The organism is Myxococcus stipitatus DSM 14675, from assembly GCF_000331735.1.
In the GTDB taxonomy this organism is placed as follows: Bacteria; Myxococcota; Myxococcia; order Myxococcales; family Myxococcaceae; genus Myxococcus; species Myxococcus stipitatus.
The window spans coordinates 2,304,919-2,316,482 of record NC_020126.1 but is presented as its reverse complement, the minus strand read 5'-3'; the positions used below and the strand labels follow the sequence as shown (position 1 = coordinate 2,316,482).

Below are 11,564 nucleotides of genomic sequence, written 5' to 3'. Positions count from 1 at the left end.
GCGTCTCTCATCAACAGTCCCCGTTTGTGCTTCTTTCATCTCCTGATTCCGCACCGCGACGGGAAGTACTCCCTCCAAGGGTGCTTCTGTCGAACCCCGTCGGTTCAAATCCCGTCAAGAACACTGAAATGGAGCTGGGTGCCGGATTCAAGGCAGCCAAGCTGACGAGCTGGCTCTCTCGTCACCGACGTCAGGATGACTTCTCATCGGCATCCGTCGCTAGGCGTGTCATTCTTTTCATGAGTCGGTCTCGGCTGCGCCTGACCACCCGTCGCAGCTCCTCCGGCGGAGCAGCAGGCAATCCCAACGCGTCGGATAGCACTTGAGTTGATCTTTCCCCAGACAGCATCAACCGAAGGAAATGTTTTTCCTGTGCACTAAACATTCCGAATCGATCCTGTAGAAGGGATGCCTCCACCGAGACCTCCATAGGTATTTGTGAATCGCCCACCATCAGATCCGCCCTGCTCGCGAAGTCTTGTTCGCGACGAGCCTGCTTGACCGTCGACCTGATCCGAGCCCGCGCCTGGTGTTTCGCAATAAATGTCAGGTACGTCGACAGACGCCCCGTATTGGGCACATAGCGTTCAGGAACCTTTAGATAAGAAAGCAACGCATCGATGGTAGAATCGTAGGCAATATCGAGGTTGCACTTCATTGACCTAAGCAGCGAGCGCATGATGGGCTCCAGAAATGCCTGCATGACTTCAGTATGACTCACCGGTTCCCCCTGAAGCACTCGCTCATGCAACTTCAGCTCTTCATCTCGGGATTTGAAGCGCTGTTTAGATGAGGACACCTCTCGGGAGGGCTGCATTCTCGCCAATTCCTTTTCTTCCTCCGCGAGGCTACTGGGACGAGTAGATCCCCCCACCTGAGCCTTCTCCATGCGCCAAGCAGCATCGCCATCCTGGATTGCGGCCCGCTGCGACACAGGCACAAGAATTCGCAGCCCCTCGGCCTCAACCGGCGCCTCCGTAACCTCGATATCCTCCAACTCCACTGTGTGCACCGGCATCCCAAATCGGTTCACAAAGCTCAGCGAGATCCCCCCCTTCTGCACATTCTTTTGCGCTGTGAGAAGGAACACCGCCGGGCCGTAGCTCCCACCAAACCGGTGCAGCACGACCTTCTGGTCCCCGAGCGGTTCGTGGGAGAACAGGGCTGTCTCCACTAGGCACGTAAGCACCAACTCCTCACGCCCATACGGCCACTGTTCGGGCGGGTGCTGGTGCCGCACATCCACCGTAAGCGAATACCGCGCCCCGGGACGCGCGCTGCGCGGATACGACACTACGGGCTCGATAAAGATTGGTTCGCTAGGCACCGTCGCCTCCAGTCGTCGCGGGTTCCAATTGCAGCCAGGACTCCGGTGAACCATAGAACACATAGAGGAAGGTGTTCACGTAGTGGGACCGCTTGTCTCCTTCTTTTGGGTTGAGCTGCTGGAATGCCCTTGAGCGTAGCTCGCGCAGCAAGCGCGGAATGCACACACCCTGCTCGCTCCGCGCCTCGTGAAGGATACGCCCCCCAACGGTCGCTGCGAAGTCTTCCGTCACCATCCCCAGCGTCCCCAGGTAGGCCCCTGCGAACTTCGCCAAAAACAACTCAGGAAGCCCGGTCAACCCATAGAGATCGTACTGGAGTCGTGCAGAGTGACAGGCATTGATGAATGCTAGCGGCCGGTTTCCCGCGTAGGAGTTCAGCCCCTCCAAGTCAAGCGTGGTAACCTGTAGCTCAGGGTTCTCTAGCGATCCGAAGGCGCCGGCATGTTCGTTATCTTTCGCCATCACCCCGTGGCTCGCGATGAACAGCAATGCCCGCGAGGCTAAGGGCTGCCCCAGCTTCCCGCGAAACGATTGAGCGTCGGGGCACGGTTCATGGAGGCACAGTTTCAGCGCAGCCAGCTCCTCCTTTGTGTTGTCCAGTTCTTTCTTGTCCACGTACGAGAGCACCTGCCCCACCCACTCCCTACGCCCAGTCTGAAGCCGCATGCGGTGCGCCCCCACCTTCGCCTCCAGCCAGCGCACCACCGTGAGTTGCGCGCCAATCGGCATGTCATTGACCTCCACCATCTCCCACGGCACGCGCGTCTCTGCATGCTCCTGGATGACGAGCGCCATCTCCTTACCGCCCTCGACCAAGGACTTGAGCCAGCGTTGGAGTGGCTCGGTATTTCGTCGCGAGAACTCGCGCACCCTATTGAAGATTGTCTCCGTATTCTGCGGGTCCCCACCTGAGTCGACCAAGCTTTTCGGAGGCTGGATGATGACGCCCTCCACAAGGCCTTCCCTTACGTGGAAGCCGTGCAGCCGCAACTTCTTCTCGCTGGCCTCGACATGGAGGATAGCCGTCGCCTCGAAGTTCTCCGGCGCGCTATCCAGATCCACGAGCGACCGTTTCTGAATCTCTACTGGGAGCGGAACTCCAGCAGCCAGGATCCCTACTTCGACGTCAAGCGTCCGGACCGCCAGCCGTTCCTGTGCGCCCATCAGGCTCAGGATCAACTGTCCCTCGACTCCCTTCGCATCCTCCGCCGTCACCCAACTGAAGTTCTGCGGCACGGACCTGGACAACTGCGACACCTGGATTCGTGCCGAGGTATCCAGCACGGAAATGCCCGCTGGGCCCTTCCAACTCACGGCCACCACCACCGTCTCATCAACCTCCAGCGCTCCCTCCTCACCTTCGGGCGCTGGAATCAACGCCACGCGCAGGGTGTACGACTGCCCCGCCACCACCCGAAAAACACCATCAACAGGCTCCACCGGCGCCGCAGACAGCGGAAGAACCGTCTCCCGCACCAGGACCCTCATAACCGCACCGGCCGCCGGCCTCTTCGCCTCTGCCGTCAGGGGCTCGGAGATGGCTCCCTGGATGAGGCGAGCTCCCGTGCTCACGGTGGGCGAACCTCCACCACATCCGCTCTCAGCACGTCCGCCAGCCGCAACGGCAGCTCAGCAAGTGCATTCAAAGGTGGCTTGAGTAGCACCGCCCGCACCTGCCGCATGCCCCTGAACTGGGAGGCCACATGGAGCGAGTCCTCCACCCCTTCAAGCCCCACCGCCTTCGGCATCATCCCCATCCGGCTCGCCTTCAGGGGAACATTGCCTCGCCCATCGGTGAACACCACGAGCCGTGCCCGATGCGCCGCATTACGTCCCACCTGCAGCATGCGACGCAGGGTCGCCGCCGCCAGGTCGAGCCCATCGGCCAGCGGCGTCGCGCAGCCCGGACTTGCCTCCAGGGCCTGCGCCACGGATGGCGCCAGCAGATTGCGAGCCAGCACTCGCCGCGCCCGCAACTCATCCTCCGCCACGCCCAGCTGAATGATGCATACCTGCGCCCTCTCGATGTACGCCTCGGCCAGATAAGGCCGGAGCGCGGCCTGCCAGTCCGCCGACTCCATGCAGGTGAAGTCCAGCACCAGCATGAGTAGATGCTGCGCCACTGGCGCACGTCGGTAGGACCGCAGGTCCTCACGGCTCAGCAACAACCGATTCTGCACGGAGCCGCCAACCCGATTCTGCCGCATGCGCTGATATGGGGCCGCCGCAAGCAGGGTGCGGAGGATGGACAGGTCGCGCAGCTCCGTCGCGGGTCGCCCCCCCAAGATGACGCCACGCCCGGTGGCGCTCCTACTTCCCGCCCGGAAGGATGGCAGGCGCAGCGGCGCCTGCTCTCGCTGGATGGGGGTGGTCCGCTCCAACTCCAGGGGTGACAGTGCGGCGCCGGCCTGAGGCTCCGCCGGAGACGTCACCGCAGCCTTCATGACCACGGCAGAATGCGATCCCGCCATGATGCGTTCAGCTGGTTCCGGCACAACCGTTCGCTCCGCCGCCGAGCTTGGTGACGCAGGCGCCTCCGCGGCAACAGGCGCCGGAGCATGCGAGTGCTCCGGACAAACCGGAGTCGACTCCGTTATGCGTGCCTCCAGCGCCGTATCCGTCTCACGCCCGGAGAATTGAAGCAGCCGAGCTGCCTCTCTGACGTGTGCCACGAGCACGTCCACCCGTGGCGCTAGCTGCCACTCCTTGGCTACGTGCTGAAGCCGCGCCAGCGCACACGCCATGCGCACCAATGAAATCTGCCCGCGAAGCCCCGCTCCGGGCACCGACGGAAGCCGTGCAACCGCCTCGGTAAGTGCATCTGACGAGACACGTGTCTCCACCCGGGCAGCCATCACCCATCGAAGTGAAGATTCGACCGTGACTTCCTCACTCGAAGCCCCTCCCACCATGCGCCGCAGTACATTCACCCGGTCCAACTCCAGGGCCGGAGCCCGCACTCGAAGCGCGAACCTGTCCAGCACGTGCGGCGACACCTGGCCCACGTCGTCCAGTGCGCACGACGCCAACCACCAACAACGCGGCCGGAAGGTCCGCGACTGCCCTTCCCGCTCGACGGAGGCCACCTCCGCGCCCATCAGCGTTACGCACGCTCGCAGGCCCGCCAACGACAGCGTGGTCATGTCACCGAGGACAACCAGCCGGGGAACCTCATCATCGATGAGTCCAGGCATCCCCCATGGAGAGGGGAGCGAGCCGCTCAGCCCCCACAGGTCCTCCTCCGTTGTCCAGGCCCCCAGCCGCACGACACGAACAGTTTGCCCCAGCACGTCGCTCACCTTGGAGCGCCACGCATCCGCCACCGTCGCCAGCAGCGCCGGAGCGGCGTCATAGAGAAGGAGGCTCCCCAGGTCCTCTCGCAACGACGCGCATGCGAGCAACGTGTCCAGGTCTTCGGTCATGGAGGCTCCCGCGTCCAGCCCGTCACTCGGCGGGGCGAACAAGCGCTAGCGCCTTGGCGACGAGAGATTCATCCACCTCCCCCCATGGAGCCGCCTCGCGCTGTGCCCCCGGCTTGCGCCTGTGTGCGAGCGCCAGCGGAGCCACCCGCTGGACGTCCTTGACCTCAACGACCTCTCTGCCCTCAATGGCCGCCAGCGCCCGCGCAGCCAGAGCCATCACCAAATCGCCCCGATGGCCCTCCACCTGGAGAGCGCGCGCCACGTTGACGCACTCCCGCATCCGCTCGGAGGAGAGCCTCACCTTCGGCAGTGCCGCGCGCGCGGCATGAAGCTGCTTGCGCTTGGCCTCGTCCTCCAGCTCACGCGCGGCCCGACGATGCGGGTCCTCCATGCCCAGCACTTGCTCCAGGATCTTCACACGCGAGGCCACCTCCGACTCCGCCCGGACTGTCACCATCAGTCCGAAGCGGTCCAGGAGCTGAGGGCGTAGCATGCCCTCCTCCGGGTTCATCGTGCCCACCAGGACAAACCGGAGATCCACCTTGCGATCCAACCCCTCACGCTGCACCGCGAGGAAACCGGTGGAAGTGACGTCGAGAATAATGTTGACGATATGGTCGTCCAGCAGATTGACCTCGTCTACGTACAACAGGCCTTTGTCGGCATCCTCCAACAGCCCTGGCTGGTGTCGAGGCTGGTTGTCCTCGAACAAGGATTGGATGCTCCAACCGCCCACGACACGATCTTCGGTGGCATTGATGGGCAGATTGACCAGGGGCCGCTCTAGCGCCATGCGAGCAAAGGCACGCACAGTCGTGGTCTTCCCTGTACCTCGCTCCCCGCTGAGCAACACCCCGCCGATGCTTGGTTCCACGAAGCACAGCTCGAGGGCAAGTCGAACCTGCGCCTGCCCGACGATTGCGCTGTACGGCATGAGAGAGGAAGGTGGCGGCACCAGAGAAGCAGCCTTCCCCTCGCGCTTCTGATTGGACTGAGGTCTCGGGGGCGTCATGTGGGGTCCTTCGCACCAACGATAGTTTCGGCCAGCCCAGAGAGGGCACTGAACGTCGCCTGATGGAGTCCCATTCCCCAGAGGAACGCGGTGACGCATGCCGTCCAGCCGCCCCACGTCAGGTCATGGACCCAGAGCGCCATGACGCCCAGCAACCCCGCGACAACGGCCAGGAAGACGGAGACGACCACGTCGATCCAGTCTCGTCGCCACGCGACCTTTTCCAAGCGAACGGACTGCGTGCTCACAGGAGCGAACGTCGTGCCGGGACTCACCCAAAAGAGTGGTTGCGCGAGTGCCGCCGTGCCACCTACCGCTAGGGGAGACATCTTATTGTTATTCCCCCGGACCTTCACCCTGGAAGTGAGTTCCATGAGAGTGTCACTCATCTCCGCATACTTCGCCGCAGCTTCGCGGAGGTGCCCGGCACGGGCATCCTTCAGCACGTCTTCCAGCCCGGTCTGCTGCGCATTCAGCCTGGCCTTGAGGCTCTCCTTCTGCTGCGTCCCTAGCTCGGTGTCCTTGTCGACATCCTTTGCCAGCCCCGGAAGCGCATCGAGGAGCGCCCGGACCGCGCGGGTGAGGAAGTTTCGGTGTGCCTGCTCGTAGGAGGCGAACGCCACTTCCAGCCCCGAGGCGCGGTCGTGCGCATCCGCTAACATTCCCATCACGCTCTTCTTCAACTCCTCCCAAGCTGGCGGCGTGAAGCCCAAAGGCGGTGTCGCGGAGAGCTGGGCGGCAAGCTGTTGCGCGAGCAGCTCCAGATAAGTCCTTCGCGCTCGCTCAAAAAGGGCACGAGCCTCCCCCGACCCATTCGCGATGTCCCTCTCGAACGCCTTCCGGGCGGCAGCGAGATCCGGAACAACCTCCCTCACGAACTGCTCTCCGAGGAAAGCATGTGAGTCCTCAACCTCTTTCGCCAGCGAGGCGATGGCGTCTTTCAGCTCGTGCTTCATCGCGGCCTCGACATCGCCTGGGATCTTTTCCAGCATCGCCCGGGAAGAAGAGAGGTCTTCCAGAGTCGCCCCAGTGCGCATCAGGAGCGCCTTCGCATCGTCGAGTGGCTTATCGAAGTGCTCGCGAACCTTCGCGGGCTGAAGTTCACGCACCTGCCGACGTCCCATCATCCAGATCTGGAACAGCTCGCGCTTGCGCAGCAGTCGCGTCTGTTCCGCCTGCACGGCAGCTGGCTTGAGGGCACCGGAGCCCACTTGGGCTACCATCCGTTCCACCTCTCCGCGCACAAACTCGAGCACCCTCCGCTCCATCTCGTCCAGCGGCTGCACAGCTTCGGACTCTCGCTCCAACTCCTGGCGAATGAGCAGCAGTGCGTGCTGAGCATCCAGCCGAGGCCGGAAGTGCTGCACCCATTTCCGCAGGAGCAGCGAGGCTGCCACGCCCACGGAAATCCACAGGAGCGCCATACTCCAATGTTCCTTCAGAAATACCCGGAACTCACGATCCACCGGCTGCGCGCCAGGGCCAGATAGGCGCAGCGTCCCCCGATACTCTCCGGCACCATCTAGTCCCGCGAGCACGAGCTGGACCGTCCTCGACTCCCCACCTTTGAGCGTAAACGGTGCTGCATCCTTCAGCGTGAACGGCGCCTGGAACTGGAGCGTATCCTTCGCCACCCGACTCAGTGCCACCACTGTTGCGGGTATGAGCGAGACCTCCTCTCCAGATGTCTCTTGCACCGTGAATCGCAACCGGGCCTCGCTGGTGCCAATGGGCCACGCCGTGTCTGCGACTGGAGCCAGCCCGAGCACCTCCACGGGAAGAGGAGTGGGGCCTCGAGTGACAGCAATGCGCACGCGCTGCGGCGTAGCGCCATGCAACAGGAACAAGTCTCCAGTGTACATACCGATTGCTGGAAGTCGCACGTTCAAGGTCAGGGGTACGCTTCCGAAGGCGGGCACGGGCACCTGTGTCTCCGCTCCCTTTCCATCTAAATCCCACGCCACATCCCACATCTGTCCTGCTCCGTCGCGCAGCGGAGTAACGATGACGCGCAGAGCTCCCACAGGCACGGCAGTGGTGGACTGGAGCCGCAGCACATGCTTCAGCTCCGCCTGCGCCAGGGCTAGCCTCACGCCTTCGGTGGAGTGCGAACCGAGGACCTCCAGCGTGGGCTGCACCACGGTCGCGCCATCGGCGGCTTCCACTTTCAAGGACGCCAGGACCAGTGTCGCCAGAATGACAATCGCGAGTGGTTGCCAGGACTGCATCTATCTCCCCTCCCCGCCTGCGACCATATCGCGTCCGTCACAAACGATAGGCTTCTAATCTTACCGCAACTCCGTGACGCATAACCCGCGTCCTCTCTGGCAATTCACGTCGCGCCGGACCAGTGGAACGTGGGGGCATCCGGCCGCGATGCGGTCCTCAACGACCCACTACTTCAAAGACCGGATGACAAAAGTGACCGCACCGAGGTCTTAGCTCGCGCTCGGACGCTGCGCTCTGGCGTTCACCATCACCACCGCCGCGAATCCCAGAACGGAAATCAGCTCAATGAGCCGCGCCTGCCACTCGCGGACCACCTTACTGCGCCCCGCCAACAAGGTGTTCGTCACCAGTTGCGCCAACCCCACCATAGTGACAGCGACGACCGAGACGTCCCCTCGCCAATAACACAGCCAGGACTGCGTCGGGGATACCCCTCTGGCGAGACCAGCGAGTTTAGGGCGAGCGGACACACTCCTCGAAATACACGAAGGTGTCCGACCAGGCGACGGAGCGAGTGACCAACCTCATCGACAAGGTCAAGGCGGCCACGGTCAACAGGAACAGCTACGAGGTCAACGGCACGGCCTCGTGCATTGAGATGCCCGGCTACGACATCTACGGCACCGCCGGCCGGTGGGGGAAGCTCGACGACGAATGAGGTGCGCCTCGAGACGACGTGTGTAACCGGGGAGCGAGCGCCCGCGTACATGGACCACGACTGCAGTTTCGGAGGCAATCCATGAGCAACAGCGTCTCGTTCCCCAAGTTCAACACCAACATCCTCTCCCTCAACACCACCGGCCCCGGGTTCATCAACGGGAGCGGTCCCAAGCAGGACCCGGCGGTCATGACGAAGCCGTACATCACGACGGGCTTCTCCATGGCAGACATCTTCGAGGGGAGCGCCCCGAAGACGACGAGCACCTCGAAGGCGAAGCCGCCTGCCTCGGGCAGCGACATCGGACAGAAGATCGTCGACATCGCCAACAAGCAGGCGGGCTACAAGGAGGGGGCCAACAACTCCAACAAGTTCACCAAGGAGATGACGGGCAAGAGTGGCCAGGCCTGGTGCGCGGACTTCGTGAGCTGGGCCGCGAAGGAGGCGGGCCTGAAGTCGCCTCGCTCCTCCACTGTGGGAGGCATCGTCAACCAGCTCAAGGAGCAGGGCACCTGGAAGAACAAGAAGAACCCTCAGCCGGGTGATGCCATTGCCTTCAACAGCCCCAGCACCAGCCGCTGGGACGACCACGTCGGCATCATCAGCAAGGTCAACTACAAGACCGTCGAGAAGAACGGCAAGAAGACCAAGGTGCCTGTCAGCGTGGATGTCATTTCCGGCAACTCGGGCAAGAACACCGACGGCGTCTCCACGCGCAAGAAGGTCCCGCTGAACGACCCCTCCATCATCGGATGGGGCTCCATGGCGAAGCCGAAGAAGAAGTGACGCCTCGGGCCCGTCACTTCCGCGGCCCAAGCACGATGATGGCCATCCCAGGATGGCCACGCACGCCCCCACGACATCCCAAATCGTAGGGCGCTCCCCGTCCACCCACCACAGCCACGCCAGCGCCACCGCGATGTACACGCCGCCATACGCGGCATACGTACGCGCGGCCCCGGTGGGATGCAGCGTCAAGAGCCACGCGAACGCGGCCAGGCTCAACGCCGCCGGCACCAGGAGCCAGGCGGACCTGCCCTCACGCAGCCACAGGTAGGGCAGATAGCAGCCCACGATCTCGGCCAGGGCCGTGACGACGAAGAGTCCGAAGGCGCGCGGCAACACGGTGCCCACTCTAACCGTCCACCCCGCGAAGGCGCCCTGCCAAAGCAGTCCCCCGGTTGACAGCCTGGTCCTTCAGGGAAGCGGCCAGCCGCCCGCGACGGCGATGCGCAAGCTTCAGGGGCGGGTGCGCGACACGAAAAGCAGCGGCCCGGTGTAACCCCGGCGAGCGCCGAGCGTCAGCCGGGGCAAATGGCGAACCCCGAGTCCGCCACGCCCGCCTTGCTTCTCGTCCTGGAGGAACCGTCGACCATGTCCGGCTCCCACAATCACGCAGCTCCCACCCACGGCAAGGCCTTCGCCGTGGGCATCGGCCTCAACCTGGCCTTCGTCGCCGTGGAGGCCACCTTCGGCTTCCTCTCCGACTCGCTCGCCCTGCTCGCGGATGCAGGCCACAACCTGAGCGACATCCTCGGGCTGGTGCTCGCCTGGGGCGCCAGCGTCCTGGCCCGCCGCAAGCCGACCGAGCGCCACACCTACGGCCTGCGCAGCTCCTCCATCCTCGCCGCCCTGCTCAATGGCTTGCTGCTCCTGGTCGCCGTGGGAGGCATTGCGTGGGAGGCCATCCGCCGGCTCGGTGAGCCCGCCCCCGTCGCCAGCGGCACCGTCATGTTGGTGGCCGGCGTCGGTATCGTCATCAACACCGCCACCGCGCTCATGTTCTGGAAGGGCCGCAAGAACGACCTCAACATCCGAGGCGCCTTCCTCCACATGGCCGCCGACGCGGGCGTGTCGCTCGCCGTCGTCCTGGCTGGCGCGCTCATCTACTTCACCGGCTGGCTGTGGCTGGACCCCGTGGTGACGCTCCTCATCGCCGCCCTCATCTTCTTCAGCACGTGGGGCCTCTTGAAGGACTCGGTCAACCTGGCGCTGCATGCGGTGCCGGAGAACATCGACATGGGCGCGGTGCGGGAGCGACTCAGCAAGGCGCCCGGAGTCGCGCAGGTGCATGACCTGCACGTGTGGGCCATGAGCACGACCGAGGCCGCGCTCACCGCCCACCTCGTCGTCCGCGATGCCCAGGTGAACGACCAACTGGTGAGCCAGTTGAAGAAGCGGCTGCATGACGAGTTCGGTATCCACCACGTCACGCTGCAACTCGAAGCAGTCACCCTGTCGGACTGCTGCCAGCTCGCTCCCATGTAGCCGTCCACCCGACAACGATGACCTTCCACGGCTTGCACTCCCCCATGAGAACCATTACGAAGGCCCTGTGCTGCGTCTGCTCCTGATGTTGGTGGTGGTGCACGGCCTCGTGCCTTCCTTCGGGGAAGCCATCGAGATGGCCGTCCACTACGCCGTCTCGGGGCACGTCGCGCACTCCGTGGAAGGTGAGTCCGACCTGGGCGACCTGAGCCGTGAGCACGGCTGCGGGCCCACGTCACACCAGTGCGGCTGCTGCCCGAGCCAGCATGTGACGCCCGTCTCGCTCCCCTCCGTGGCCTGGGTCCTCGAATCAGGCGCCCAGGAGATTCCCGGTGAGGAGCAACGCCCCACCGAAGTCGAACAAGCCCGGCTGCTGCGGCCTCCGATAGCGGCTTAGCGGCCGGCTCCCGCCACACCTCTGTCTTCCCTCTCCAGCACCTGACGTCGCGCGTGTCTTCGCACGCGTGGGGCCCCTTCGCGGAGAGAGGAGCCAGTCGTGTCGTGCACCCGCGCATCTGACGCGTGCGGGCCGGACGCCTCACACCTCCCCAACATCTCCAGGTCCCCAATCCCACATCCCCGACAGGTGATGGCGCGGACATGGGCCCTCCTTCATTCCCGCGTCGGCGGAAGGCCGGCGCTGGAGT

9 protein-coding genes and 1 pseudogene are annotated in these 11,564 nt (G+C 64.0%); 4 read left to right on the top strand and 6 right to left on the bottom strand.

Going from position 1 to position 11,564, the window contains the following annotated elements; genetic code table 11:
- Positions 1-190: 190 nt before the first annotated feature.
- From MYSTI_RS09225 to MYSTI_RS09205, 5 genes are all read right to left on the bottom strand, one after another.
- Positions 191-1,174, bottom strand: a complete 984-nt coding sequence (locus MYSTI_RS09225; protein ID WP_144370028.1) for an RNA polymerase sigma factor — start codon at positions 1,172-1,174, stop codon at positions 191-193.
- A 145-nt stretch (positions 1,175-1,319) separates the two neighbouring features.
- Positions 1,320-2,900, bottom strand: coding sequence for a hypothetical protein (locus MYSTI_RS09220; RefSeq protein ID WP_015347463.1), 1,581 nt, complete (start codon positions 2,898-2,900; stop codon positions 1,320-1,322).
- Positions 2,897-4,750: a magnesium chelatase gene (locus MYSTI_RS09215; RefSeq protein ID WP_015347462.1), complete on the bottom strand. Its 1,854-nt coding sequence runs from the start codon at positions 4,748-4,750 to the stop codon at positions 2,897-2,899. Before MYSTI_RS09215 ends, MYSTI_RS09220 begins: the two co-directional genes overlap by 4 nt.
- A gap of 22 nt (positions 4,751-4,772) precedes the next feature.
- On the bottom strand, positions 4,773-5,762 hold the full coding sequence (locus MYSTI_RS09210) for a magnesium chelatase ATPase subunit I (RefSeq protein WP_015347461.1): 990 nt from the start codon (positions 5,760-5,762) through the stop codon (positions 4,773-4,775).
- On the bottom strand, positions 5,759-7,990 hold the full coding sequence (locus tag MYSTI_RS09205; protein ID WP_015347460.1) for a hypothetical protein: 2,232 nt from the start codon (positions 7,988-7,990) through the stop codon (positions 5,759-5,761). The genes MYSTI_RS09210 and MYSTI_RS09205 overlap by 4 nt, the downstream gene beginning before the upstream one ends.
- 491 nt (positions 7,991-8,481) lie before the next feature.
- Between MYSTI_RS09205 and MYSTI_RS43695 the strand changes: the two genes are divergently transcribed.
- Together MYSTI_RS43695 and MYSTI_RS09200 are read left to right on the top strand one after the other, a co-directional pair.
- Entirely contained in the window at positions 8,482-8,649 is a 168-nt protein-coding gene (locus MYSTI_RS43695; RefSeq protein ID WP_015347459.1) for a hypothetical protein, read from the top strand.
- Positions 8,650-8,730: 81 nt separating this feature from the next.
- Positions 8,731-9,435 (top strand): CHAP domain-containing protein, encoded by a 705-nt coding sequence (locus tag MYSTI_RS09200; protein WP_015347458.1) that lies wholly within the window; start codon positions 8,731-8,733, stop codon positions 9,433-9,435.
- A gap of 13 nt (positions 9,436-9,448) precedes the next feature.
- Here MYSTI_RS09200 and MYSTI_RS41645 read toward each other — a convergent pair.
- Positions 9,449-9,774 (bottom strand): annotated as a pseudogene (locus MYSTI_RS41645) (YnfA family protein).
- Between the two features lie 249 nt (positions 9,775-10,023).
- Between MYSTI_RS41645 and MYSTI_RS09195 the strand changes: the two are divergent.
- Positions 10,024-10,917 carry a cation diffusion facilitator family transporter gene (locus tag MYSTI_RS09195; protein WP_044283457.1) on the top strand — a complete coding sequence of 298 codons (894 nt, stop codon included), beginning with the start codon at positions 10,024-10,026 and terminating at the stop codon, positions 10,915-10,917.
- A gap of 67 nt (positions 10,918-10,984) precedes the next feature.
- Entirely contained in the window at positions 10,985-11,314 is a 330-nt protein-coding gene (locus MYSTI_RS09190) for a hypothetical protein (protein ID WP_233278221.1), read from the top strand.
- Positions 11,315-11,564 lie beyond the last annotated feature (250 nt).